We start from the raw sequence: 25,000 nt of genomic DNA, 5'->3' as shown, positions 1-25,000 counted from the left end.
CGCCCCCATCTTGAAAGGTCGGGCTATCACTGCCCTTGATGTTGTTTGATAGCTTGCTCAACTTCCCTTTTTACGGCTTCAAGGTTGAAGCTCGCCGGCGCCTGCATCGGTGGGTACTCGATGGCCGTTTGCGCCAATTTGGCGACCTCCTGTTGCACAAGCACGAAGCGCCAGAATTCGCGGGCCATGAAATCATTCATGTAACCTCCGCCCATATTGTTCAGGCTTTCACCGCGGATTGAGGGTGTCCGCTCAAACGGATCCTGGCGGATGTTGACCATGGTTGGCATATCGGTCGTGTCTTTTTCGCCCGGCCACCCGTGTGGCTGTTGGAAGAACTGGAACTTGAAGTTGTCGTGGCGAAGGGCACCGAGATGCGGACCGGCGAAATAGAAGATCTCATGGCGCTTCGATGGGCCCTTGCCGGTGAGCAGATCCATCTGATTGTAGCCGTCGAGGTGGTTCTTGTAGGTGCGGCCCTCCAGCGTCACGCCCTTGAGAAGCTGCTCGGTAATATTCGGGTTTCCTGCCGCAGCAGTTAGTGTCGGGAACCAATCGAGCCCGGAGACTATTCCATTCTCGACCGAACCCGGCTTGATGCGGCCTGGCCAGCGAATGATGGCCGGCACGCGGAAGCCGCCTTCATAGCTGGTCCCTTTGGTGGCCTTGAACGGGGTCATGCCGCCATCCGGCCAGGTAAACACCTCGGCGCCATTGTCCGTCGTGAAGATGACGATGGTGTTGTTGGTTTCACCGATGTCGTCGATATGTTTGAGCAGAGCGCCGACGCTGTCGTCCATCTGCGCAACGCCGGCTTCCTCGAGACCGTAGTTCGTCTCGTTGTTCTGCATCGCGCTGTACTTCTTCGACAGGAACGTCCAGACGTGCATGCGCGTCGTGTTGTGCCAGACGAAGAAAGGTTTGCCGTCGCGCTTGGCCTTGTCCATGAAGTCACTGGAGGATTTGACCAAAACCTCGTCGAAGGTGGTCATGTCGTACTTCGCCTTCAGGAACGGCAGATCATGCATATTCGGTACGTTCTGCATGTCGGGAAACGGCGGCAGCGGCCCCTCGTCGACGATCCGTTGCTTGCCGATCTTGCCCCAGCGCGGCATTTCGGCGGTGTCGTCCTTGTCCGTCGCGTAGCTGTGGACCAGGCTGCGGGGGCCGTACTTGTTGTAGTAGTCCTGGTTGACCGGGAACGAGTACCAGTACGGGTCAGACATTGCGTCGAGGTGATACAGGTAGCCAAAGAATTCGTCGAAGCCATGCACAGTCGGCAGATATTTGTTGAGATCGCCGAGGTGGTTCTTGCCGAACTGCCCGGTGGCGTAGCCGAGCGATTTGAGGGCGGTGGCGAGCGTCACTGCCTGGTCCGGAATGCCGACGTCGGCACCGGCCTGACCGACAGTCGTTAACCCCGTGCGGATCGGCAACTCGCCAGTGATGAAGTTGGCGCGCCCCGCCGTGCAGCTCGCTTCGGCATAATAGTCGGTGAACATCATGCCTTCAGATGCCAGCTTGTCGAGGTTTGGCGTCTTGCCGGACATCATTCCGCGGTGGTAGGCGCCGATGTTGAACCAGCCAACATCGTCACCCATGATCACAAGGATGTTTGGTTTCCGTTCCTGCTGGGCGGAGGCAGGAATGCTCGCCATTGTCGTGACGGTACTCAGCACGGCAAGAGCGCCCCAGATTGTTCTGAACATTCTCATGGTGGCCTTCCTTGGTGTCGGCTGCTGAAGCGCGGGCCGCAGCCTTCGCCCATTTCACCCACCAACCGATCTTGCCCCGATCGACGGAGATCACACTTCGGCAACACGGTCGGACGCCTCGCGGACGGGAAATTGGTCGAAACGCTCTGGATGCGCTATGTACTTTCGGCAAGTTATTGGAACGCGAAGATGCATTTCCAATCATTCTTCATGCTGATCACGTTCCAACCGTTCTTCTTCGCGTCGTCATAGAGCACGGGGGTGAACCTGCCGACCTTCTGTCGGGCAGACCTTGCGCCGGGCCGTAGGCCCCGCTCTTGGCCAATACCTGATCGAGGTTGAACGTCTCTGCCGCTTGCAGTGGCGGGAACTGCCTGAACGTCTCAATGTGCTTCAGCCACAACTGCTGACCGATTTCGGCCGTCCGTTTGGCTGCTAGCTCGGAAGTAGCCGCTCACTGCCTGCGATGTCAGAGTTGGGGCCAAGAGCAGTCGTTGGGGGGCCCCTCTGACCACGCGCCAGGTACCTTGAAAGATTCCGAATCTGCATAGCCGGCGACGCTAGCCGGACATTAACTTGGTACGCTTCTCGGCAGACTAAGCGGCCCAATCAGGCCGCCATTCTTCAGGCTGTCAATGCTGAGCCTAGAGCCAACTGAAGGGAGTTACCCATGACTTGGAAGATTTTGTCAGCCACTGTGCTGTCGGCCGCTCTCCTGACTGTGGCCTCGCCAATCACGGCCCAGGAGAGCGAAAAAGAAACAAACGCGCGAGCGGCGTGTTTCAAGGAAGCTCATGCGGCGGCCGCGAGGCAGGGCCAAGCCTCTACCCTTCCGCAGGGCGATGCTGGGCAATATGCGTATGATGCCTACGTCTCATGCTGTAAGAGAGTGGGAATCAGACCCTGAGCCAGAAGCATCTTACGCTTGATGGTCGCTAACATCTCACACCGAAGAATCAAGCAGCGCTTTCGCTTCCGGAAGCGCTGTGTGTGAGTTGGGGCATGAAGGTCATGAGTTTCGGTGTGCCTACCTTGACCGCGCCAGATGCTCGCGATGTCAAGCGCGGCTCTCAATTCCAACTGGCGCGCGTCTTGGCCTTGCGCAACAATTGCAAGCGCTGTTTCGAGCAAGGATTCCCACTCGGCTCCAGCATTTGATGCATTGCCGAGAAGCAGTTTGCCAATCTTTCTGTCTCGGCCCCCAATGATGGCTCTCAGATCTTCCGGTTGACACGTGCGGAGAAGTCCCGTCGAGCCGACGAGATCGCAGAACATCACCGTGAGTTGCCGACGCCCAGCAGCGTCGGCGAGGATACCAGCGCTCGGCGATGACCAAGATGATCTCGCCTATTCTAGATTCGGTATCAATCGCGCCCACAATGCGTTACTCCGGCGCAAACGACCGAAGATGACGGATGCGGCGGCGGTAACTCCCGATGGTACGTGCCGCCCTCCGAAGCGCACTGTGCGCGCGTTATGGGCAGACCCAGGCGCCGTAGGCGTTACGATAGCAGCCGTTGTTGTAGCCGTAGGCTCCGTAATAGCCGGTCGCCGCCGCACCCACCGCTGCCGCCCCTACCGCTGCGCCAACCGCCGCTCCACGATAGGGATATCCTCCGCGCCAAGCGACGCCGCGATAAGCCGCTCCACGATAAGCCGCCCCACGATAGGCGCCGCCGCGATAAGCCACGCCACGCCCCGCTACAGTGCCCCCTCGGAAATGTGCCGCGCCGCCATGAAAGCCTCCAGCATGGAAGCCGCCACCGCGGAAACCACCACGGGCGAGCGCGTCGTCGGGGACTAAGGTTGCGCCTACAAGGACGGTGGCTGCAAAGCCAATCAAAGCCTTATGCAACATTGGTCATTCTCCTTAAAACTGAATGCTTGGCAGCGGCCCTCTACATGCGCATGGGTTTTCGCCGCGCGTTGGACCTTGGCCAATCATGCCGGCCTGGAATGGCGGACCGCACGGTCGGCCTTGCGCCCCGCTATAATTTGTATGTCGATTCCCACTCTTTTGGTTTCGCGCGAGGCAACAGAACCGTAGTCCGACATTGTCGGCGGCAGCAGCGTAGCTGGCTATGCGTTTCCGGCAGAATTCACGCATGCGCTCTTCAACAAACTCTGCTCTGCGGCTTGCGCGCTTCTCCGAGAGTCCGAATCTGCATAGTCAGCACTGCGAACCAAAATTAGCTTTGGATGGCTTATCGGAAGGCAAATTGTCCTGACATACCTCCGAGTGCCATTATGCAATCAAGAGCCGGGCAACCTATATCGGCATCCGCACCACGGAGCAGTTGATCGCGATCGCCCGTTCCGACATCAGCAAGCAGGAGCAAAACCTCAGAATAGCAAAGGCAAAATACACTGGGGGCGGTAGCAGTGAACGCGACGTCTTTCAGGCGACTAACGTTCTCGAGCAGACGCGAGCAGCGATTCCGCAGTTGACCAACCAGTTGCAACAGGGAGAGAACGCGCTCTGTGTGCTGCTCGGCATCCCACCCGTTTCGCTGGCGGGGCTGCTCGCCCGGTCGAGAGGCAGGATACCTGTACCACCCAGCACGATCGCAGTCGGAATCCCGGCGGATCTGTTCCGCCGCCGGCCCGACGTTCGCACTGCCGAGCTTGCCGTGCTGGCGCAGAACGCGCAGATTGGCGTGGCCGAGGCGCAGCTCTATCCGGCCATCAGCATCACCGGCACGTTCGGAGGCGCGGCCAGCACCGCCAACGGCCACAACCTGGGCCAACTCGTCAGCTCCAGGGGCATGACCTATGCCGCCGGTCCGTCGTTTCAATGGAATATCCTGAACTACGGGCAGATCACCAACAACGTGCGTCTGCAGGACGCCAAGCTGCAACAGCTGTTGGTCGATTATCAAAACACCGTCCTCAAAGCACAGCAGCAGGTGGACGACGGCATTTCCGCCTTCCGGCAGTCGCGCCTGCAGGTCGGATACCTGCGCAAGAGCGCCGAAGCTGCGCGCGGCGCCTTGAGAATTGGGACGGAGCAGTACGAGCAAGGGGCGACAGATTTCACGACCGTGCTGACTGCCGAGCAGAATTTGTTTCAGGCGGAGAGCAGCGTGGCGGCAGCTTTGGCCAATGTTGCACTCGGTGCGACCGCGATCTATCGCGCGCTCGGGGGCGGATGGCAGATACGGGAGGACAGCTATTCCGTGACCGCCGCGACGCGCGACCAAATGCGAGCGCGGACCAACTGGGGAGAGCTGTTGGCGCCGGCCGGCCAGCCGCAACCGCCGGCTCCGGGCCTTCCTTCACCCGCAGATATTGGACCGACAGTCCGGCCGCCCGAGTGGTGAATGCGTCAGGCCGATGCGGCAGAATCCTGTGCTCCAGGCTGCCGAGCGCGTTGCAGCGTGGTCGAAGGCGATTCACCGAAGGTGGTGCGATACGTCACCGAAAAACGGCCAAGCTCCAGGAACTGATGATTTCGGGCGACTTCAGCGACGCTCGCCTTTGAGGGGTCGGCTCGCTGCAGCGCGGCGCGAGCCTTGTTCAAGCGCTGCAATAAAAGATATCGTGTAGGGCTTACGCCAAGAAACTCGGCGCAACACATTCGCAATGTTCGCTCGGCCACGCCGATCTCCGCACAAAGCGTTGGCATGTTGAGCTTCTGATCAATGCGTTTGCTCAGCGTTTCCTCGAAGCGAACCATGACAGCGGCATGATGATGTCTCCCCCTGGAATGGTCGTCCGCCTCGTTGGCAGCCAGGCAATGGGTGATGGCGTGGAGCATTTCCTGCTCCAGTGCTCTTGCGATCTCGGGGCGCTCGGTCACCTTTCGGGTTTCCGCGAGATGGCAGGCTTGCCTGAACAGGCCCTGGAATCTTGACGCCACCGCGCGCGAAGGACGGAGTATCCTGTTGGCGGGTGGTGATGCGATCAGCCGTCCGGTCAAGGCCTTGCCGCCATCGGCGAGTTGCTCGGGCGGTAACGACAGCAACCCCCACTGGCACTCACCGTTAGAGCGTTGATGCACGCGCTCGCCGCTGCGGTGAAGGACCATGTCGCCGTTTCGCAAGGCCAATCCACCGCATCTGAGAGATGCGGTGGCGACTGGAAACGACAGGAAGGTCCGTTCGGGGAGCAGCGAGATATAGGCAATGCGGGGGAGGGTCTCGCAGCACCGATAAATTTCCAGGTGGTTCAGTTTCAGCCGCGTCAACTGAGCCTTGAAATCTCCGGCGCCCGCTATCGTGAGGTTGACGCGTACGTCGCCAAATGCGGCCGCGTAACCATCCGGATCGCTAAATGCACGTGTACCGCCTTCTGCCATATCCCATGCCCCGTCGCACCGGCGGAACAGTTCTTGCGACCGGTTGAAGCTTCTTGGGTCGCATCAAGGGAGCCAGCATTGGGCAATTGACGCTTTTCGGCTATGCGCCTTCGGAACTTCGAAGGTGCATTGCGGAGTCCGTCGACTATGCAAGTTCGGCAGGCGGCAAGGGCTGTCGACCAGGCGTTGGGATCAATGGAAAGACTGCCCTGAGGGGGCGGCCTTTCAGATAGCGGCCGAATGTTTATGGCCGTATCCCCATTTTGCGGCAACAATCACGATAGGCGTCCATTCCAAGAGCCTGCCTGTCGGCAGTCGCACCGGAAAAACCGACCGACACGCTGTTTGCTGCGGCGTTGGCCTGCCTGAAGCATTCAGCACGTGCGGCCCTGACATCCATCTTTTTTGCCGTTTGCGCCTGCAGCGAGGTTGAAAGAAATGGAACGAGTAAGGCGCTAGCGAAGAGCGTTCGCATCCAGAACATATTTGCCTCCTTCGAACACTGAGCAGCTCGACGGGCACGCCGAGCGCTTCCCGGATAGGTACCAGCCCGCCTATGAGGACGATATCCGGCGCAGCGGGGGCGACTATGCAAGTACGGCAAGGATTCGCGATTGTTTGCGGAATGGTCGACGGTGAGATCAAGCGACCAGACTATCTGAAACGGGCGATTGGGGCGGCACAAAATCCGCTTGGGAGTGCGTATAGGGGCTTCGATTAGAACTGGCCGGGTTGAGCAGGTGGACCGGGATAATCCGATCGCAAATTGTTCGGGTTATTGCGATCGAACAAATCTTGCCAAAGGACACAGCCGCACCTGCCGCCATCAACGGGTGGCGAAATTTTCCGCAGGTCCCGAACGACGGAACGTGAGGAAACTGTTTTTGGCTTGGCTACATCGATCGTCTTCGGCGGCGAAACATGGCGCGGAGGAGTAGCCTGTGCCGATGCTAGACTTGTCATCCCTAATACGGGAGCGGTGATGGCGAGCACTCGCAACAGTTTGATGAGCATGATACCCTCCGGCATAGTCGGTTGACCGCATTGTGGTGTGCCTGAAGAAGATGCGCAGTCTCATCAGGCCGCCGAGCCCGCCGATAGTAAGCCATGGCAGGTTAGCGCCGGCTTCGCGCGGTTGACTATGCAGGTTCGGAATCGAGCCAGGAGCGGTCTGCCAGTCTGAGCGTGGGCTCAGCTCCATGAGGTCGGCAATAGACACCCATGCGTTCTGCCTTCACGCGATCACGCCTGTTGCGGAGCTCGCGCGTGCGGCCGACGGACCTAGCTGGCCTGTACGTCTGGCCCAAGATAGTTACGTACTTGGATCTCAGTTGGATTGGGCAAATTCGTCCAGCACCTGGACCGGCACGGAGACGACATTGGGCATTCCCCACGCTGTCGAGATCCGTATTTGGTGAGACGCCCAGACGATATTCTGCGTGAACACGTTGCTGATGACTGCCGCGACCCGGCCATCGCAATCGATCACTGGTGCTCCCGACGCGCCGTGGTCGATGACAAGGCGGTTCTCGCCTTCATAGAATTCTAGGAGTGCCATGCCGGCGAGCTTCCCATCGTCTCCGAAACGAACAAACCGTCCTCCCACGGGATGCAGGCGGCCGGCCGGATAGGCGAGCGTCATGACCTGCTCGTCCGGCACGAGCGGCTTCCTCCGGATTGTGACGCTCCGCGCGGCGGTGACGGCATGTTCGAGTTCGATGACTGCGAGCTTTTCGGCCTGGACCCCTGCCACGCGCTGGATCCGCGCGGCGATAGAATGGCTGTTTTCTCCGTCCGCGATCTCGAGCGACTTCCACTCCTCGGTCGAGAGCTTCATACCCGCCGTCACGTGCTCGGCGGTAACGATCGTCGTTGGGGACAGGAACCAACCGGTGCCTCGCACGCCGATGAGGTTCGGACGCGCATCGCGGTCGGCGTCATCGAAATGGCGCATGATGCTGACCGTCGAGTGCGTGAATTGCGCGGGATCGACGCAAGCTGCACCAGCATGCTGGGTGGTCGCAAACAGAAGAAAGGAAACGAACAGCAGATGATCGGCACGTCCTTGCATCTTAACGAGTCCCCGTGTCCAATCGCAGTGAACGAGCGACTCTGCGACTGGGCAACAGGGCGGACCGACTTATCCGAAGCTTTTCCCAAGGCGCGGGAATTTTCGCGGCCGGTGTCGCGCCTTTGTCACAGACGTCGAGAATCTGCCGTGTCAGCAGCCGGCCGGCGCAACCTATTTTGTGCTCTGCTCGAGTAACGCGAGGGAAGTCACGGCGTTCCTAAATTGATCGTGCGCTATTCAGGACTGGCGATTTGAAGCCGGTCATCGCACCGGGTCCCCGCACGAGGTTCAAGTAGAGCAGGGAGTTGCCGATAGGGACGCGCCTAGGTGTAACCGGTGAAGGGGGGAGAAATGACTGGGCTGCGTTGCGGCCTGATTGGTGGGCCGTCGCAATGTCACTGACGGCGACTTTCCAAGGAGGGGTAGGCATCGGCAAACTGCCCAAGCTCCCATACGGGGCTTGCTTGAACTCAGGCGTATCCAGGTTCGGTGACTACAAGGGACGATGGCCGATTGAGGTGGATAGAAATCCTCTCCGCGGGGCGCCGCAACGTCTCGGATGGCGATTCACCGAACAGGGCGCGATAGGTGACCGAAAAGCGGCCAAGCTCCCAAAAACCATGATCGGCGACAATGCGTGTGACGGTTGACTTCAACGGATCCGCCCGCAGCAACGCGTGACGCGCGAGGTGCATCCGGCGCAGGGTGAGAAAACGGATCGGCCCCATGCCCAGATGCTCTTCACAGGAGGCGCGAAGTGTTCGCTCCGCGACGCCTATGGCGCCGCAGATTTCGGTGAGATAAAGCGGCCGGTCGGAATTTGCCGCTAAAAACTCCTCGAAACGAGCGACGATCGCATTGTGGTGACGGTCACCCGTTTTGGGATCTACGCCGACGCCGTCGGCGAGACATCGGACCATGACATGGATGAGTTCGCTCTCCAGTGCGCGAAGCACCTCCGGGATTTGCAGTACATCTGGAGTGTCATGGGCGAGCTGTCCGATCGCTCTGTGCAGGTTCAACAGCCCTGACATCAATTGAGGGTGTGGATGAACAACACGCTGATCCGATTTTTTCACGAATTCGCAGCCGATGATCGCTTCGACTGCTTGATTCAGCTCATCGGTCGGTAGAGAAAGCGAACCGTAGTCGAAATCAGGGCCTGATCGCCGATGGACGACATCAGACTTGTTGACGATGATGTCGCCGGGCAAGACCTCCAACCCACAGTGCTGGAGGGGCGACGAATTGGATTCGGTCAGAAAACCGATCGACCGCCGCTCGGGTTTGCACGCGACGGTGCAGACTGTTGGCGCGGATGCACGAAAATCTTGTACCCAGAGCCGGTTCGCACCGACCTGCGTGATCTCGACCTCAAAAGCATCCTTCGTTGTTGGCAGTATCTCGACCTCGGCAGCTAGGATCGCCGCCTGGCATAGCAACGGATCTGAAAATGCAAGAACTCTACTCCAGGGCATTTCGGCCCCCCCGAGACGCAAAAGTACGCTGTTGCAGGTGACGGCTACGCAATCAGATCGTTAGAATGAATTTGTCGGCTTTTTCATCAAAGGGCGCCTACACCCTGAGCTCACGCCGTTTTTAACATACGATCGTAGTACTCTAGCGCCAGCACTACTCCTGATCAATGTGGCGTTTGCGACACTATTGTGGTGGGCACCTACCGCACGCCAACCAGCCACGACGCGGTTGTTTGACATAGATCAACGCAAGGATTGTGACGCGGCAGGTTGCGATCTTCGCGGCAACGGCGCCTGGAATCTTCACTCCTGGAAAGCCAGAGCTTGTCACTCTGGGTAGACACTCCCGCCACTGATGATTTTCGGAAGACGTTTGCCACACTTGACCAGGAGCCGCTCATGATCCTGCCTGCGTGCAGGTCCTCGATTGGAAGCGGCCAGCGATCGCATAAGCGCGGCATAAACATGCGATTTATACTTACATCGCTGAGTGAGTATGAATCGATGCCGACTTCCAACCTGAGTGCCTCGAAAATCTCTGATATTCGCTGTGCGAGTGGCGTGTGCACTCTCGCCCTCGTGTGCATGACGTGCGCACTGATAATCCGAAGAAGCGATTTTCTCTTCCAATTCATGCACATATGGTCCTAGAAGAGCCAACCAGCTGAAGCTTACTCAAACCCAATTCCTCAATCGGTCCAATTACATGAAGGGTCGATCGGAGCGTAAATACATCAGCGAAATGAATAGCTTAGGCCATAAATTTTCCGTCGCCCCGATGATGGATTGGAGCGACCGGCACTGCCGGGTGTTCCACCGCCACCTGACGCGGCGGGCTCTGCTCTATACGGAGATGGTGACGACGGGCGCGGTCATCCACGGCGACCGGGAGCGGCTGCTTGGGTTCGACGCGAGCGAGCATCCCGTGGCGCTTCAGCTTGGCGGCTCGGATCCGGGAGAGCTGGCGCAGGCTGCGCGGATCGGCGAGGCGTTCGGCTATGACGAGATCAATCTCAATGTCGGCTGCCCGTCGGACCGCGTGAAGGATGGCCGCTTTGGCGCCTGCCTGATGGCGGAGCCAGGGCTGGTGGCGCGGTGCGTCGATGCGATGAAGCGCGCTGTTGCGGTTCCCGTCACGGTGAAGTGCCGCATCGGCATCGACGACCAGGATCCGGAAGTCGCCCTTGATGCGCTTGCCCGCGCGGTGGTCGCCTCCGGCTGCGACGCACTGATCGTGCATGCCCGCAAGGCCTGGCTCAACGGGTTGTCTCCGAAGGAGAACCGCGACATCCCGCCGCTCGACTATGAGCGCGTCTATCGGCTCAAGCGCACAATGCCTGACGTGCCTGTCATCATCAACGGCGGCATTCGAGGCCTCGACGAAGCGAGAGCGCATCTCGAACATGTCGACGGCGTGATGCTCGGCCGCGCCGCCTACCAGGACCCGTGGCGGCTGCTTGGCGTCGATCAGGAGATCTTCGGCGAGGCGACGCCGCACGCGACCATGCAGGACGCGCTCGAAGCGATGATGCCCTATATCGAGCAGCAGCTTGCCCGCGGCACGCGGCTGCATGCGATCACGCGGCATTTCGTCGGCGCATTCCATGCCGTGCCCGGCGCGCGGGCCTTCCGCCGCCATCTGGCCGAGCAGGGAGTGAAGGCAGGCGCCGGTCTCGAGGTGCTGCGCGACGCGATCGCGCGCGTCGGTGCGCGCGCGCCGGCGGAGGAGGCAGCGGCCTAGCCGCCTTCCTGCGGGCCGATGCGATGTTTCAGAGGTCGATGAGTTGACGCGGCACCGCTTGAGGGACGGCCGGGCCGACTCTGGGGGATTGTGTGATGTTGCCCTTCTGCCGGTGTTTTGCCCGACGTGTCACCAGTGTCTAGCCACGACGCGTCCAATAACTCCGGAGAGGCCAATCGTTGTCCCGCGCAAGTCCTTGTTCGGACAAGCACCGCTACTGTGCATGGGGTTGTTTTCGCGTTTTTTGTTCGCCGCACCGACCGGCATGCACGCACCGCGCAGGGATTAAGTCACGGCCGGTGTGAAGCGAGGCCGTCGGACCTGCGCGACGGTTCTTCGCGGATGATCTAGTCGAGCGCCGTGCGCGAGCGACGATGGCTGCTCTGAAGCTCGGGATAGCCGGTCAGCATCAGCTTGTCGGCGCGCACGCCCCAGCTCTCCAGGCGGTCGAGGAAGCTCATGCCGAGCAGATTGGTCTTCATCTGCCCGCGCTGGACGACGAGGGCCGGCACCGATTTTTCGACGAGATGGCCGACGGAGAGACGGTCGAGGGTGAGGCGGGCTGCCTTGGTATGGCCGCCCGCGGTTTCGAGGTCGACATCGTATTCGAGCATCTCGAGCGGCAACCCGATGGCTTTCGCGGTTTCCCAGGTCAGCACCACCGACGTCGCGCCGGTATCGATCACCATCGGCGCGGCGATGCCGTTGATCTTCGCACGCAGCGCGAATTCGCCACCCTGGCCGCGCGGGATTTGCACGGCAGGAGCGGGCGTTGCCGTCTGTGCGCGAAAGATGTGGGAGACCTTGTGGCTGGCGCGCGCGATCTGATCGGGATCGCCATAGGCGACGACCGCGCCCGCCGTGCCGGCAAGCATGACGAGAACGAGCAGGAAGCGGATCATCGCGCGCCTCCGCAGGCGCGCAGGCCGGTCAGGTGCGTTTCGGCGATGCCGCGATCGGCGCCAGTCCAGCTTCCATCATGCGTGCCGGCAACAGGGCCATGACCGCGAGCCGGTCCGCGCTTTCCATGGCGTGCCAGCGCGCGATCTCGGGCAAGGTCCGGCCGCAGCCGAAGCACAGCTTGGTCCTGGGATCGATCATGCAGACGGCGACGCACGGCGTTTCTTTGCTCATTCGGACATAGTGGGGGATTGTCGGGCATGTCTGCAAGCATCTGGTTAGGAGCCTGTACCTGCGCTCATGATCGGCTTGTGGCGCGGCCGGCGCTTCTCCTCGGGCAGTACGGAACTCTCCGGCTGGAGCGGCGGGGAATCATCCGACAGCGGCGCCAGCGCGCTCATCACGCGCTCCGGCGGGAAGGTGACGATCACCTCGGTGCCGATGCGCAGCTTCGATTTCAGCGTGAACGTGCCGCCATGCAGGTCGATCAGATTCTTGGCGATCGGCAGGCCGAGACCGGCGCCCTGTTCGGCGGACTTGATCGAGTTGGAGCCCTGGCCGAACGAGGCGAGCACGACCGGGATCTCGTCCTCGGGAATGCCGGAGCCGGAATCCCGCACCGAGAGATATTGTCCGCCCGAGGCGGTCCAGCCGGCCTTGAGCCAGATCTCGCCGCCTTGCGGAGTGAACTTGATCGAGTTGGAGAGCAGGTTGAGCACGACCTGGCGGATCGCGCGCTCGTCGGCCCACAGCCGCGGCATAGCCTGCTCGAACACTTCGTGGATGGTGATGCCGCGGCTGGAGGCGCGCAGCTTCATCAGGTGATGGCAGTCGGCGACGATGCCGACCAGCGACACCGCTTCCTCGTTGAGCTCGTAGCGGCCGGCCTCGATCCGCGACAGGTCGAGGATCTCGTTGATGAGGTTGAGCAGGTGCACGCCGGAATTATGGATGTCCGCCGAGTACTCCTTGTACACCGGCACCGCATGCGCGCCAAAAATCTCGCTCTTCATCACCTCGGAGAAGCCGAGGATGGCGTTCAGCGGCGTGCGCAGCTCGTGACTCATCTGCGCGAGGAAGCGCGACTTGGCGACGTTGGCGGATTCGGCGCGGTGGCGCGCCTCGTCCGAGATCGCCTTGGCCTGTTCGAGCTCGCCGATCAGCGCGTCCTTCTCGGCGCGCGCTTCCAGCGTGGCGAAGGTGGAGGAGTGCAGGCGGTGCGCCAGCAGGACGAAATAGCCTTCGGCGGCGAGCGCGAGCGCGGCCAGAATGTAATTGTCCAGCGAGCCGGTCATCACGAAGCTCAGCGCCATGGCGACCGCGACCGGCGCGGTGGCGGCGAGGGCTGCGATCGGCAGATTGGCGGCGAGCATGCTCGACACTGCGATCACCAGCAGCATCAGGAACATCATCAGCGTTTCCGTGACCATGTCGAGCACGGGATGGATCAGGATCGCCATCCAGCACAGGCCATAGAGCAGGTCGAGTACGACGAACCGCGTCCGCCAGGCGCGCGTCGCCGCGGGCGAGGCGGGCTCGGTCAGGAAGCGCCGGCAACTGCGGGTCATGGCGCTGTGGATGCAGAGCATGCCGGCGGTCCAGGCCGCGGCCGGGATCGGCTGCATCCACAGGCCGAACAGCACGCCGGTCGCGACCACCAGCAGCATCACGACATAGGAAGCCGACAGCCGCGTCTGGGCATATTGGCGCAGCATCTCGGCGTCGAAGGCCGGCCGGGTTCCACTGGTCGACGTTAACTTGTCCCGCGCCTCGCGCACCCGCTGCGCTGCAGCCCTTCGGCTGCTCGCCGATGGAGCGCTCACCGGCTCGGCCGGAAGCTCCACAACCTCAGGCTTTTCAGCGGGGTTACTCATCAAGCAACAACGATTCCTGCCCACGCCGGACGCGGGCCTTCTGCATTGTCTATCTCTGGCAAGAAATCCTTAAGAGGTGACTTAAGGAGCTAAAGAATTACGTTAACCCGGCGTTAATTTTGATCTCGCCTGCGCCGTCAATGCAGCGCTGCGTACTGGGCGATGTAGACCATCGCGCCCGCCAGATACCCCACCAGGGCGGGGCCTGCGATACGGCGGGCGTACCAGAAGAACTCGATCTTCTCGAGTCCCATGGCGGCAACGCCCGCGGCCGAGCCGATGATCAGGATCGAGCCGCCGGTGCCGGCGCAATAGGCGATGAACTCCCAGATGAAGCTGTCGGGCGGATGTTGCACCAGACTGTACATGCCCATCGTGGCCGCGACGAGCGGCACGTTGTCGATGATGGCGCTCAAGAGGCCGAGCAGGATGACGATGACGTCGAGACGCCCGACCGTGGCGTCGAGCCACTTCGCCAACAGTTCCAGCACGCGAGCATGCTCCAGGCACGCGACGGCCATGAGGATGCCGACGAAGAACACGATGGAGCTCATGTCGATGCGCGTCAGCGCATGGACGAGGGTGAGGGGACGGCGCGCATCCTCGTCCTTGTGGCGGTGAACGACCTCGCCGACCAGCCAGAGGATGCCAAGCCCGAAAAGAATACCCATGAAAGGCGCAAGGTGCGTCACGGCCTTGAAAACCGGAACGGCAACCAGGGTGCCGAGGCCGAGATAGAACATCAGATTGCGCTCGAACACCTCGACCCTGAGGGCCTGTGCTTGGCCTTGCAGCGGAGGAACGATCTCCTTTCCCTTGAGCGAATAGCCGATGATGAGCAGCGGTATCAGCAGGTTGAGCAGTGAGGGCAAGAACACCGACTTCATGATGCTGAGGGGAGTGATCTGCCCTCCGATCCAGAGCATCGTCGTCGTGACGTCGCCGATCACGGTCCAGGCGCCGCCGGCATTGGCCGCGATGACGATGATCGAGGCAAACAGCAGGCGATCGCTCTTGCTGCCGATCAGCTTCTGGATCAGCGAGATCATCACGATGGTGGTGGTGAGATTGTCGAGGATCGCGCTCAGGAAGAACGTCACGAAGCCGATGATCCACATCAGCGTGGTCTGCTTCGTGGTGCGGATGATCGAGGTGATGACTTCGAAGCCGTTGTGGGCGTCGATCACCTCGACGATCGTCATGGCGCCGATCAGGAAGAAGACGATCTGCGCGGTCGAGGCGACGGATTCGTCGAGCTGATGGTTGACGAGCGAGGGGTCGCCGACGGACAGCGCATAAATGGTCCAGAGCAGGCCCGCTCCCAGGAGAGCCGAGGCGCTCTTGTTGACACCGAGCGGATGTTCGAGCGCGATGGCAGCATACGCAACGATGAAAACGGCGGCTATCACGCTCAGCAAGTCAGTCCCCCCGGTGTTCGTTCTTCGGCTCGATGCGCTTGCAAGACCTCGACGCGGCGCCGCGTCAAGGCCGGGGACGGTCGCAGCTGCCCGGCAGCGACCGTCGATGCGCTCGTCAGCGCTGCAGGCGCGCGAGCAGGCTGGACGTATCCCAGCGCTTGCCGCCCATCTTCTCGACCTCGGAGTAGAACTGATCGACCAGCGCGGTGACCGGCAGGTTGGCGCCGTTGCGGCGGGCTTCAGCCAGCGAGATCGAGAGGTCCTTGCGCATCCATTCGACCGCGAAGCCGAAATCGTACTTGTCCTCGTTCATGGTCTTGTAGCGATTTTCCATCTGCCAGGACTGCGCCGCGCCCTTGGAGATGGTCTCGATCACTGCGGCGACGTCGAGGCCGCTCTTCTTGGCGAAGTGGATACCCTCGGAGAGACCCTGCACCAGACCGGCGATGCAGATCTGGTTGACCATCTTCGTCAGCTGGCCGCTTCCGGCGGGCCCGAGCAGTTTGCACATCCGCGCATAGGCGCCCGTGATGATCGGCTCGGCGCCGGCATAGGCGTCCTGCGCGCCGCCGCACATCACCGTCAGCAAGCCGTTCTCGGCGCCGGCCTGGCCGCCGGAGACCGGCGCGTCGATGAACTTGAAGCCGGCCTTGGTCGCGGCCGCATCCAGCTCACGCGCGACTTCGGCGGAGGCGGTGGTGTGGTCGACGAAGGTTGCACCCTTCTTCATGCCGGCGAACGCGCCGTCGGGGCCGATCGTGACCGCGCGCAGATCGTTGTCGTTGCCGACGCAGCACATCACGTAATCCTGACCTTCAGCGGCCGCCTTCGGGGTCGGTGCGGTCTTGCCGCCGAACTTGTCCGCCCATTCCTTCGCCTTGGCCGCGGTGCGGTTGTAGACGGTGACCTCATGGCCCCCTTTTTTCACGAGGTGTCCGGCCATGGGGTAGCCCATGACGCCGAGACCGAGGAAAGCGACTTTAGCCATGTGTGGTACCTTGTCCGTAGCTTGAGTTTTACGGTTGCAGCCGGGCGAGGGCGCCAGGGCGGCGTCCTCGAAGTTCCGCCGCGAAGGCGGATCGGAGGCGCACCATAAACCGTTAAGCCGGGAGGGCAACGGCTTCGTTTGGCGGCCCCCTGTGCTAGGATGGCGGACCTAAGGACTTCAAAAAAGGGAGCGAAAGCATGGGCGGCGTGAGCGTTGGCGTCCTCGATCATTTCAACATCCGGACCCGGAATCTGGCCGAGACCGTCCGCTTCTACGAGGATGTGCTCGGCCTGGAAAAAGGCGCCCGGCCGAATTTCGCCTTCCCAGGCGCCTGGATGTACAGCGAGGGCAAGGCGGTGGTGCACCTCGTCGATATTTCTGCGACGGCCGAGCCACAAAAGCCGGATGCCGGCGTTGTCCATCATGTCGCCTTCGCCAGTCGCGGCTTCGCCAGCATGAAGCAGCGGCTGGCATCCAAGGACATGAAGTTCGAGTCCCGCCAGGTGCCCGGCGGCGACCTCTGGCAGATCTTCGTCAACGACCCCAACGGGGTCATGATCGAGCTGAATTACGAGGCCGCCAGGGAGCAGGGGGCAGCGCCCGCCGAGAAAGCTGACGATATCGGCAGGCAGTAGCCTTTTGGGCGTTTCCGCTCTAATGGGGCATCCTAAAGTCTCGAGCATGACCTTGCCGGAAAGCCGCGCCACGCTTTGCGCTGGTGCCGTCCTCCCGGTCCGGATCATGCTCCGTTCAGGAGATGCGCTTTGAGCGTGACGCAGCAACAGGTTCTCGACACTCTCGCCCGGATCAACTCCCCCCGCGGGGTCGCGCTCACCAATGCCAATGTGCTGAGCGCGATCAGCGCGTCCGACGGCAAGGTGTTCTTCTCGATCAATGTCGATGCTGCCGAGGCGAGGGCCTGGGAGTCCATCCGGGCCGAAGCCGAGGCCGCTGTGCGCACCATTCCAGGCGTGACCACCGTCATGGTGGCGCTGACCGCCGAGCGCAAGCCGGGCTCCGCGCCGCCGCCACCCCCGCAACCCAGCCGCGGCACGCCCGGCGTGCAGCCGGTCCATGCCCACAAGCCGCCGCCACAGGGTGGCGCCCAATCGCCGATGGCGCGGCAGTCGGAAATCCCCGGCGTTGCCGCCGTGATCGCGGTCGCCTCCGGCAAGGGCGGCGTCGGCAAGTCGACCACCGCGCTGAACCTGGCGCTGGGCCTGCGCGACCTCGGCCTCAAGGTCGGGCTGCTCGATGCCGACATCTACGGCCCCTCGGTGCCGCGGCTGACCGGCCTGCACGACAAGCCGGAGCTGAACGACGAGCGAAAAATGATTCCGCTTCGGCGCTTCGGTCTCGCCATCATGTCGATCGGCTTCCTGGTCGAGGAAGAGACCGCGATGATCTGGCGCGGTCCCATGGTGATGTCGGCGGTGACGCAGATGCTGCGCGACGTCGAATGGGGCAAGCTCGACGTGCTGGTCGTCGACATGCCGCCGGGCACCGGCGATGCCCAGCTCACGCTGGCGCAGAACGTGCCGCTGAAGGGCGCCGTGATCGTCTCGACCCCGCAGGATCTCTCCCTGATCGACGCGCGGCGGGGGCTTGCCATGTTCAAGAAGGTCAACGTGCCCGTGCTCGGCATCGTCGAGAACATGAGCTACTTCCAATGCCCGCATTGCGGCACGCGGTCGGACATTTTCGGCCATGGCGGGGCGCGGCACGAGGCCGACAAGCTCGAGGTACCCTTCCTCGGCGAGATCCCGCTGCACATGGCGATTCGCGCCAGCTCGGATGCCGGCAATCCCGTCGTCGACAGCGAGCCGGACGGTCCTCATGCGGCGATCTACCGCGCCATTGCAGGGCAGGTCCGCGACCAGCTCAAGGGCGTCATCGCGGCGGCCTGAGCCGGCCGCCCGCGGCACGCCTTCCTCGTCCTTTTGGGAGACATGCGACTTTCGTAGAGCCCCGTCATGCCATTGTCGCGTTCCGCAAGCGGGGCTTCCGTGGTAAAGGCCCACGGCAGTCAAGCCCCTTCGGTTCGACGCGGCCCTAACACGTCGCCGGAATGAGCGGCGGCAAGAAGAGAAGTTAAGGGGAAACGCCCCAGCAAGGAGAGACCTGAAGATGAAGCGTCGTGATTTTCTGAAAGTGTCGGCAGCAGGCGCGGCGGCAACCGCGGTGGCCTCGCCGGCGATCGCGCAGTCCTCGCCCGAGGTGAAGTGGCGCCTGACTTCGAGCTTCCCGAAGTCGCTTGATACCATCTATGGCGGTGCCGAGCAGTTGGCGAAGTACGTCGCCGAGATGACCGACAACAAATTCCAGATCCAGGTGTTCGCCGCCGGTGAACTCGTTCCCGGCCTGCAGGCGCTCGATGCGACCTCCAGCGGCACCGTCGAGATGTGCCACACGGTGTCCTATTACTACGTCGGCAAGGATCCGACCTTCGCGATCTTCGCCTCGGTGCCGTTCGGCCTCAACGCGCGCCAGCAGAATTCGTGGCTCTATCAGGGCGGCGGCAACGAGCTCGCCAACGAGTTCTTCAAGAAGTCGAACGTGATCGGTTTCCCCTGCGGCAACACCGGCACCCAGATGGGCGGCTGGTTCCGCAAGGAGATCAAGACCGTTGCCGACCTCTCCGGCCTCAAGATGCGCATCGGCGGCATTGCCGGCCAGGTGCTCCAGAAGGTCGGCGTGGTGCCGCAGCAGCTCGCCGGCGGCGACATCTATCCGGCGCTGGAGAAGGGCACCATCGACGCCGCCGAGTGGGTCGGGCCTTACGATGACGAGAAGCTCGGCTTCGCCAAGGTCGCCAAGTACTACTACTACCCGGGCTTCTGGGAAGGTGGTCCGACCGTCCATGCCTTCACCAACCTGGAGAAGTGGAACGCGCTGCCGAAGAACTATCAGGCGATCCTCACCAACGCGACGGCCAACGCCAACGCCTGGATGGCCGCACGCTACGACATGCAGAACCCGGCGGCCCTGAAGCGCCTGGTTGCCGGCGGCACCCAGCTTCGTCCCTTCACCAACGAGGTGCTGGAAGCCTGCCTCAAGGCGACCAACGAACTCTGGGCAGATATCTCGGCCAAGAACCCCGACTTCAAGAAGTCGATCGACGCCATGCAAGCCTACCGCTCCGACGAATATCTGTGGTGGCAGGTTGCCGAATATACCTACGACAGCTTCATGATCCGCTCGCGCACGCGCGGCTGATCGCCTAGGCCTAAAGTCGCAAGACCGGAAAGCCCGGCCTCCAGTGGAGGCCGGGCTTTTTCTTTGCCGCAGTGCGATCGGGATGGAATTGAACGGCGGCTTGCGTCATGGTGGTGCCAAGCCTCGGCAAGAAGGCCCACAATCACTGTACATCAGGGCAGGAAATCATGAAGAGAAGAGACTTCATCAAGGTCACAGGACTTGGTGCGGCCGGCGCCGCCACGCTTGCGGCTCCCGCGATCGCGCAGTCGATGCCGGAAATCAAATGGCGCATGCCGACGAGCTGGCCGAAATCGCTCGACACGCTGTTTGGCGGCGCCGAGATGATGTGCAAGATGGTCGCCGAGGCGACCGACAACAAATTCCAGATCCAGATCTTCGCGGCCGGCGAGATCGTGCCGGGCCTCCAGGTGCTCGACGCCGTCCAGAACGGCACCTGCGAAATCGGTCATACCGCGTCCTACTATTATTTCGGCAAGGATCCGACCTTCACCTTCGGTTCGGCCGTGCCGTTCGGCCCCAACATGCGCATCAACCAGGCCTGGTACATGCAGGGCGGCGGGCGCGATGTCCTCAACGAGTTCTACAAGAGCTACAACGTCGTCTCGCTGCTCGCGGGCAACACCGGTTGCCAGATGGGCGGCTGGTTCAGGAAAGAGGTCAATACGCCCGAGGATCTCAAGGGCATGAAATTCCGCATCGGCGGCTTCACCGGCCGCGTGCTCCAGAAACTCGGTGTGGTGCCGCAGCAGCTCGCTGGCGGCGACATCTATCCGGCGCTGGAGAAGGGCACCATCGATGCCGCCGAATGGGTCGGCCCCTATGACGACGAGAAGCTCGGCTTCTACAAAATCGCGCCGCACTACTACTATCCCGGCTGGTGGGAAGGCGGGCCGATGCTGCTGGCCTTCGTCAACCTCGACAAGTGGAACGCGCTGCCGAAATATTACCAGAGCGTGCTGGAGCAGGCCGGCCACTACGCCAACAACTACATGATGGCGCGCTACGACACCGCCAATCCGCTGGCGCTGAAGAAGCTGCTCGCGGGCGGCACCAAGCTGCACGCCTTCTCGCCGTCGATCATGGATGCCTGCTACAAGGCCGCCAAGGAGCTGCATGCCGAAGTCGGCGCGACCAACGCCAATTTCAAGAAGGTGCACGACTCCCTCGCCAAGTTCACGAGCGACGGCTACGCCTGGTTCCAGGTCGCCGAGGTCGGCTACGACATCTTCATGGCGCGGCGCTCGCAGAGCTGATCGCGTCACCGGTTGGATGCAGCGCCCCGGAGCGAAAGCTTCGGGGCGTTTTCTTGTGTGTCCTGGCTGGCGCCCGACTCAAAATTTGAAAAACAACCCCATGCACAGTAGCCACCGGCTTGATAAGTCATGGGAAAAATCGGCGGTACAAGCGGCCTTCGTGAAGGCGGGTCGGTGCTGCGGTGTGCGGGAGGAGGCTATTTCCGAAACCGGCTCTATCGAGGGATGGTTTCGCTCGGCAGCTCCTTTGAAACCAGGAGCACTTGACTTGTCGGGCAAAGCAGAATGTTAGGATCTAATAATCCGAAATATGGTTCGTCGGCAGCCGTCTGGACATGACGATAAGTTTCGATCCCGAGGCCGTTCAAAGCGCGCTGCTCAAGGCGTGGTCGCGGTCGACCGCGAGCCAATGGACGGCGGACAATCCGGCCGCAGGACAATGCAACGTCACGTCGCTGCTCGTTCATGAACTTTTCGGCGGCGACCTGCTGAAGACGCCACTGCCGGCCGGCGACCATTTTTACAATCGGATCGAAGGCAAGAGGTACGACTTCACGGCGAGCCAGTTCGACCGGCCGATCGCTTATGCGGACTTGCCTGCAGATGAGGCCGACGCGTTGCTGGGAGCAACGAGCGATCAATTAGCCGAACTAAGGGCAGTATTTCAGCAGAGCCATACCAAGTCGGGCTAGCACCATCAGGCAGAAGGCGAAGGTGAGTGTGAATCTGACAACGTGAATGCGTTGCTCTCCGTTGAGATTTGCCGGAGGTGTCTGTTCGGAGCGTATCAATCCATAAGGTGGTTCTTCGCTGCGCTCTCTCCATCCTGCACGCTGATGCGCCATTGCTTACACGAACCTGACAAGCGTGGCCTTCTCTGATCCCTGCTCATCAGTTGTGGCCCGGGAGAAACCATCGCGTCCGGACGCGCGAGATTTCATGTCATTCAACGCCCACGCGCTGCGTAGTTTTTCGGTGTTCCTTTTACGGAACGGTCGAGTTATCGGAATCCGGCAATCGGGCTGAAGTCGCGGCGTGTCATTACGACGGTCGCGCTTCACGGTACGGTATACCGGACTCAACCAGTCCCGACGGGAATGCAGCATTCACCGAACACGGCGGCTCTCGATCGTTGATCGAGATGCCAGGGTCGCCGTTTCCCGTGGGACTTCTCAAATGAGACTGGCAATTGAAATTCTACAACTCCTGGTCCAATCGGCCGACAGCTGGCTTTTTGAAGGGAGCCTTGCGGGGCTGAGCGATCGGGAATGGATGGCCTTGCGCTTTCTCGCCCGCGCAAACAGGTTCTCGCGGACGCCGACGGCTCTCGCCAGCTTTCTGGGCACGACCCGCAGCGTCGCATCGCAGATCGCCGCCGTGCTCGAGAGCAAGGGGTTGATGGTTCGCAAGCCATCTGCAGAAGACAAGCGCTCGATTGCGCTCTGCATCACGAGCGAAGGCGAGAAGTTCCTCGAGCGCGATCCAATTAACGTCCTTCGAGATCAGCTCGTGACACTTGAGCTCCCCGATCGATCTCAGCTGCGCGATACGCTTCGCCGCGTCCTCGACGGGCTCGATGTTGCCAAGCGCCGTCACAACGCCGACGTCTGCGGCAGGTGCATGTTCCTGATCGAGAGCGGAGAGGGGAAGGATCGTCACTTCAAGTGCCGGCTGTTCCGGAAATCCTTAGCTCCAAAGGACACGACCCTGCTTTGCGCCTATTTCGAGGGACGTGGCTAGGAGGATAGCTGCTACGAACGTCTGCAGGCCCCTGCCTTTGGGTCACCTTTGGGGACACGCCTAGTCGGCTGACACAAACCTGACAGACGCTGGTTCGGCCGGACGCTTTTTCGCTGGCCGAGGCGTCCGGAATGATGGAAGACAGCGAAGATGCCGCGCGAGGCGTGCGGTGACCTGAATATCCGGCGGATATGCGATGCGCCTTCTGATCGTCGAGGACAATGCCGAGCTGTCGCGCCTCGTCGCTGGCGGGCTGGCGGCGGCCGGCTACCAGAGCGACATCGTCGGCAGCGCGGCCGAGGCACGCGAGGCGGTGAGCAGCGTCAGCTATGCCGCGATGATCCTCGATCTCGGGCTGCCCGACGGCGACGGCCTGTCAGTGCTGCGCGAGTTGCGCATCAAGATGGAACCGCTCCCCGTGCTGGTGTTGACCGCCCGCGGCGGCCTGCAGGACCGCGTCAGCGGCCTGCGCAGCGGCGCCGACGACTATCTCGCCAAGCCGTTCGCGATGGAAGAACTGGTGGCGCGGCTGGAGGCGATCCTGCGCCGGCCGGGCCAGCTGCTCGGCCGCTCGCTCAGTCTCGCCAACCTCGTCTACGATACCGAGAGCCGCCAGATCTTCGTCGACGATCAGCCGCGGATCATCTCCGCGCGCGAGACCTCGGTGCTGGAGATTTTGCTGCGCCGGCAGGGGCGGGTGGTGCCGAAGAAGAACGTCGAGGACCACATCTTCGGGCTCGACGGCGAGGTCGCCTCCAACGCGGTCGAGGTCTATGTCTCTCGGCTGCGCAAGCAGCTCGCTGAACACGGCGCCAAGGTCGTGATCCATACCATCCGCGGCGTCGGCTATCTCATGGACGTGGAGAAATAGCGTGGCCCAGCTCGGATCCAACGTCGGATCCTATGCCGGGTCCTATGGCAGGTCTCCGACGTTCAAATCGCTGATCTGGCGCATCGTGTTCCTGCACATCCTGGCGGTCGCGGTGGTCGCGATCTTCCTGCCGCTGGTGCTGTTCTGGCTGCTCAATTCCGAGATCGACCAGCTGCATCGCGATGCCATGCGCGCCCAGGCCGAGGTGCTGGCGGAGCGCATCGTTGTTCAGCCGGGCGGACTGCTGACGTTCAATCTGCCCGACAGTCTCAAGGGCCTCTATTCGGAAGCATATGGCCGCTATCAGTACGACATTCGCGATGCCGAGGGTCGGCTGCTGTTCTCCTCCCATCGGCGCTCCGCCGCCACCGCTGCACCGCGCTCGTCGGAGAGCATTTCCGGCGCCGCCGTCACCCGCGACATCGACGGCAAGACGGTGCGCATCCAGGTCGCCGAGGACCTCGCACACCGCGACGTCATCATCGACGACATCGTCTCGAATTTCTTCCGGCGCGTGGGATGGATCACCATCCCGATCCTGCTGGTCCTGCTCGCCACCGACATCATCATCTTCCGCCGCGCGATCGCACCGCTGTGGAAGGCCTCCGAGGAGGCCAGCAATATCGGTCCGGCGCGCACCGACATCCGCCTGCCGACGGAGCAGATCCCGCGCGAGATCTTGCCGCTCGTCACCGCCGTCAACCAGGCGCTCGACCGGCTCGAAGGCGGCTTTCGGGTGCAGCGGCAGTTCACCGCGGATGCCGCGCATCAATTGCGCACGCCGCTCGCGATCCTGCGCACGCGGATCGAGACGCTCGACGATCGGGCGGCACGGCATGCGCTGCATGCCGACATCGAAACCATGAGCCGCCTCGTCGCGCAATTGCTGGAGATCGCCGAGCTGGACACCCTGGTGCTCGATCCCGGCGAAACTGCGGATTTGCGCGCCGTCTGCGCCGAGGTGGTTGGCTCGATCGCCCCGTTCGCGATCGCGCAGCACAAGGATATTGCGCTCCGGGGTACCGACGCGCCGGTCAGGATCCACGGCAATTCGGAGATGCTGCAGCGCGCGGTCTTCAATCTCGCGGAAAACGCCATCAAGTTCACGGCAAAAGACACCACCGTCGACGTCGAGGTGCGCGAGGACGGTTCGGTGCGCGTGCGCGATAGCGGCCCGGGGATCGCGGAGGCCGAGCGCGAGCTGATCTTCCAGCGCTTCTGGCGCGCCGACCGCCGGCGCAGCGACGGCGCGGGACTGGGGCTTTCCATCGTGCGCGCGGTGGCGGACGATCACGCGGCCACGGTCGCGGTGGAAAATCTTCCGGGGGGCGGGGCCGAGTTCACGCTGCGGTTTCGGCTGGCGGACAGCAACACCACTTCACCCTCTCCCCTTGTGGGAGAGGGTGGCTCGCCGCGATAGCAGCGAGGCGGGTGA

At 62.0% G+C, this 25,000-nt stretch carries 22 protein-coding genes; 10 read left to right on the top strand and 12 right to left on the bottom strand.

Annotation, left to right across the window (positions count from 1 at the left end; all coding sequences use genetic code 11):
- Nucleotides 1-26 precede the first annotated feature (26 nt).
- Together CV770_RS06280 and CV770_RS44015 are read right to left on the bottom strand one after the other, a co-directional pair.
- Nucleotides 27-1,715, bottom strand: coding sequence for an arylsulfatase (locus CV770_RS06280; protein WP_091952196.1), 1,689 nt, complete (start codon nt 1,713-1,715; stop codon nt 27-29).
- Between the two features lie 1,474 nt (nt 1,716-3,189).
- A complete protein-coding gene (locus CV770_RS44015) occupies nt 3,190-3,405 on the bottom strand; it encodes a hypothetical protein (RefSeq protein ID WP_349627964.1) in 216 nt (71 codons plus the stop codon).
- 562 nt (nt 3,406-3,967) lie between these two features.
- Here CV770_RS44015 and CV770_RS06260 point away from each other — a divergent pair.
- Nucleotides 3,968-5,035, top strand: a complete 1,068-nt coding sequence (locus CV770_RS06260) for a TolC family protein (protein ID WP_104461688.1) — start codon at nt 3,968-3,970, stop codon at nt 5,033-5,035.
- A gap of 5 nt (nt 5,036-5,040) precedes the next feature.
- Here the strand turns inward: CV770_RS06260 and CV770_RS06255 are convergent, their stop codons facing one another.
- The 5 genes from CV770_RS06255 to CV770_RS06245 form a co-directional block, all read right to left on the bottom strand.
- Nucleotides 5,041-6,012: an AraC family transcriptional regulator gene (locus CV770_RS06255; protein ID WP_104461687.1), complete on the bottom strand. Its 972-nt coding sequence runs from the start codon at nt 6,010-6,012 to the stop codon at nt 5,041-5,043.
- A gap of 244 nt (nt 6,013-6,256) precedes the next feature.
- The gene (locus tag CV770_RS41485) at nt 6,257-6,496 is read right to left on the bottom strand and encodes a hypothetical protein (protein WP_129590796.1); all 240 of its coding nucleotides are present in this window, start codon (nt 6,494-6,496) and stop codon (nt 6,257-6,259) included.
- A gap of 233 nt (nt 6,497-6,729) precedes the next feature.
- Nucleotides 6,730-7,026, bottom strand: a complete 297-nt coding sequence (locus tag CV770_RS41480) for a hypothetical protein (RefSeq protein WP_129590795.1) — start codon at nt 7,024-7,026, stop codon at nt 6,730-6,732.
- Between the two features lie 313 nt (nt 7,027-7,339).
- The gene (locus CV770_RS06250) at nt 7,340-8,083 is read right to left on the bottom strand and encodes a S1 family peptidase (RefSeq protein ID WP_091952189.1); all 744 of its coding nucleotides are present in this window, start codon (nt 8,081-8,083) and stop codon (nt 7,340-7,342) included.
- 470 nt (nt 8,084-8,553) lie between these two features.
- Entirely contained in the window at nt 8,554-9,561 is a 1,008-nt protein-coding gene (locus CV770_RS06245; protein WP_146101250.1) for an AraC family transcriptional regulator, read from the bottom strand.
- 742 nt (nt 9,562-10,303) lie between these two features.
- On the opposite strand from CV770_RS06245, the gene dusA reads away from it, so the two are divergent.
- Nucleotides 10,304-11,302, top strand: coding sequence for a tRNA dihydrouridine(20/20a) synthase DusA (gene dusA, locus CV770_RS06240; RefSeq protein WP_104461685.1), 999 nt, complete (start codon nt 10,304-10,306; stop codon nt 11,300-11,302).
- 347 nt (nt 11,303-11,649) lie between these two features.
- Here the strand turns inward: dusA and CV770_RS06235 are convergent, their stop codons facing one another.
- From CV770_RS06235 to CV770_RS06215, 5 genes are all read right to left on the bottom strand, one after another.
- Nucleotides 11,650-12,204 carry a TIGR02281 family clan AA aspartic protease gene (locus tag CV770_RS06235; protein WP_091952184.1) on the bottom strand — a complete coding sequence of 185 codons (555 nt, stop codon included), beginning with the start codon at nt 12,202-12,204 and terminating at the stop codon, nt 11,650-11,652.
- 28 nt (nt 12,205-12,232) lie between these two features.
- On the bottom strand, nt 12,233-12,436 hold the full coding sequence (locus CV770_RS06230; RefSeq protein ID WP_104461684.1) for a DUF1289 domain-containing protein: 204 nt from the start codon (nt 12,434-12,436) through the stop codon (nt 12,233-12,235).
- 44 nt (nt 12,437-12,480) lie between these two features.
- Nucleotides 12,481-14,076 (bottom strand): sensor histidine kinase, encoded by a 1,596-nt coding sequence (locus tag CV770_RS06225; RefSeq protein WP_091952183.1) that lies wholly within the window; start codon nt 14,074-14,076, stop codon nt 12,481-12,483.
- Between the two features lie 137 nt (nt 14,077-14,213).
- Entirely contained in the window at nt 14,214-15,494 is a 1,281-nt protein-coding gene (gene nhaD, locus CV770_RS06220; protein ID WP_104461683.1) for a sodium:proton antiporter NhaD, read from the bottom strand.
- A 115-nt stretch (nt 15,495-15,609) separates the two neighbouring features.
- Nucleotides 15,610-16,482 carry an NAD(P)-dependent oxidoreductase gene (locus CV770_RS06215; protein ID WP_104461682.1) on the bottom strand — a complete coding sequence of 291 codons (873 nt, stop codon included), beginning with the start codon at nt 16,480-16,482 and terminating at the stop codon, nt 15,610-15,612.
- Between the two features lie 197 nt (nt 16,483-16,679).
- On the opposite strand from CV770_RS06215, the gene CV770_RS06210 reads away from it, so the two are divergent.
- The 8 genes from CV770_RS06210 to CV770_RS06175 all read left to right on the top strand — a co-directional run bounded on the left by CV770_RS06210 (nt 16,680) and on the right by CV770_RS06175 (nt 24,985).
- Nucleotides 16,680-17,117: a VOC family protein gene (locus CV770_RS06210; protein WP_104461681.1), complete on the top strand. Its 438-nt coding sequence runs from the start codon at nt 16,680-16,682 to the stop codon at nt 17,115-17,117.
- Nucleotides 17,118-17,246: 129 nt separating this feature from the next.
- Nucleotides 17,247-18,389, top strand: coding sequence for an Mrp/NBP35 family ATP-binding protein (locus tag CV770_RS06205; protein WP_104461680.1), 1,143 nt, complete (start codon nt 17,247-17,249; stop codon nt 18,387-18,389).
- 220 nt (nt 18,390-18,609) lie between these two features.
- Nucleotides 18,610-19,698 (top strand): TRAP transporter substrate-binding protein, encoded by a 1,089-nt coding sequence (locus CV770_RS06200; RefSeq protein WP_091952177.1) that lies wholly within the window; start codon nt 18,610-18,612, stop codon nt 19,696-19,698.
- A gap of 167 nt (nt 19,699-19,865) precedes the next feature.
- Nucleotides 19,866-20,954, top strand: a complete 1,089-nt coding sequence (locus CV770_RS06195; protein WP_091952174.1) for a TRAP transporter substrate-binding protein — start codon at nt 19,866-19,868, stop codon at nt 20,952-20,954.
- 335 nt (nt 20,955-21,289) lie between these two features.
- Nucleotides 21,290-21,646 carry a YunG family protein gene (locus CV770_RS06190; protein ID WP_502693587.1) on the top strand — a complete coding sequence of 119 codons (357 nt, stop codon included), beginning with the start codon at nt 21,290-21,292 and terminating at the stop codon, nt 21,644-21,646.
- 343 nt (nt 21,647-21,989) lie between these two features.
- Nucleotides 21,990-22,694: a MarR family winged helix-turn-helix transcriptional regulator gene (locus tag CV770_RS06185; protein ID WP_245453684.1), complete on the top strand. Its 705-nt coding sequence runs from the start codon at nt 21,990-21,992 to the stop codon at nt 22,692-22,694.
- 196 nt (nt 22,695-22,890) lie between these two features.
- Nucleotides 22,891-23,565, top strand: coding sequence for a response regulator (locus CV770_RS06180; protein WP_018319980.1), 675 nt, complete (start codon nt 22,891-22,893; stop codon nt 23,563-23,565).
- A gap of 1 nt (nt 23,566) precedes the next feature.
- Nucleotides 23,567-24,985, top strand: coding sequence for a sensor histidine kinase (locus CV770_RS06175; RefSeq protein WP_104461677.1), 1,419 nt, complete (start codon nt 23,567-23,569; stop codon nt 24,983-24,985).
- The last annotated feature ends 15 nt before the right edge of the window (nt 24,986-25,000 follow it).

Source organism: Bradyrhizobium sp. AC87j1 (assembly GCF_002936975.1).
Classification (GTDB): Bacteria; Pseudomonadota; Alphaproteobacteria; order Rhizobiales; family Xanthobacteraceae; genus Bradyrhizobium; species Bradyrhizobium shewense.
The sequence above is the reverse complement of the archived record's forward strand: the minus strand, read 5'-3'. Positions and strand labels throughout refer to the sequence as shown.

What these genes read in the sequence shown, in the direction of transcription:
- CV770_RS06280 (WP_091952196.1), bottom strand. Translation starts at nt 1,715, where the DNA reads ATGAGAATGTTCAGAACAATCTGGGGCGCTCTTGCCGTGCTGAGTACC.
- CV770_RS06255 (WP_104461687.1), bottom strand. Translation starts at nt 6,012, where the DNA reads ATGGCAGAAGGCGGTACACGTGCATTTAGCGATCCGGATGGTTACGCG.
- CV770_RS41485 (WP_129590796.1), bottom strand. Translation starts at nt 6,496, where the DNA reads ATGTTCTGGATGCGAACGCTCTTCGCTAGCGCCTTACTCGTTCCATTT.
- CV770_RS41480 (WP_129590795.1), bottom strand. Translation starts at nt 7,026, where the DNA reads ATGCTCATCAAACTGTTGCGAGTGCTCGCCATCACCGCTCCCGTATTA.
- CV770_RS06250 (WP_091952189.1), bottom strand. Translation starts at nt 8,083, where the DNA reads ATGCAAGGACGTGCCGATCATCTGCTGTTCGTTTCCTTTCTTCTGTTT.
- CV770_RS06245 (WP_146101250.1), bottom strand. Translation starts at nt 9,561, where the DNA reads ATGCCCTGGAGTAGAGTTCTTGCATTTTCAGATCCGTTGCTATGCCAG.
- dusA (WP_104461685.1), top strand. Translation starts at nt 10,304, where the DNA reads ATGAATAGCTTAGGCCATAAATTTTCCGTCGCCCCGATGATGGATTGG.
- CV770_RS06235 (WP_091952184.1), bottom strand. Translation starts at nt 12,204, where the DNA reads ATGATCCGCTTCCTGCTCGTTCTCGTCATGCTTGCCGGCACGGCGGGC.
- CV770_RS06230 (WP_104461684.1), bottom strand. Translation starts at nt 12,436, where the DNA reads ATGAGCAAAGAAACGCCGTGCGTCGCCGTCTGCATGATCGATCCCAGG.
- CV770_RS06225 (WP_091952183.1), bottom strand. Translation starts at nt 14,076, where the DNA reads ATGAGTAACCCCGCTGAAAAGCCTGAGGTTGTGGAGCTTCCGGCCGAG.
- CV770_RS06215 (WP_104461682.1), bottom strand. Translation starts at nt 16,482, where the DNA reads ATGGCTAAAGTCGCTTTCCTCGGTCTCGGCGTCATGGGCTACCCCATG.
- CV770_RS06210 (WP_104461681.1), top strand. Translation starts at nt 16,680, where the DNA reads ATGGGCGGCGTGAGCGTTGGCGTCCTCGATCATTTCAACATCCGGACC.
- CV770_RS06200 (WP_091952177.1), top strand. Translation starts at nt 18,610, where the DNA reads ATGAAGCGTCGTGATTTTCTGAAAGTGTCGGCAGCAGGCGCGGCGGCA.
- CV770_RS06195 (WP_091952174.1), top strand. Translation starts at nt 19,866, where the DNA reads ATGAAGAGAAGAGACTTCATCAAGGTCACAGGACTTGGTGCGGCCGGC.
- CV770_RS06190 (WP_502693587.1), top strand. Translation starts at nt 21,290, where the DNA reads ATGACGATAAGTTTCGATCCCGAGGCCGTTCAAAGCGCGCTGCTCAAG.
- CV770_RS06180 (WP_018319980.1), top strand. Translation starts at nt 22,891, where the DNA reads ATGCGCCTTCTGATCGTCGAGGACAATGCCGAGCTGTCGCGCCTCGTC.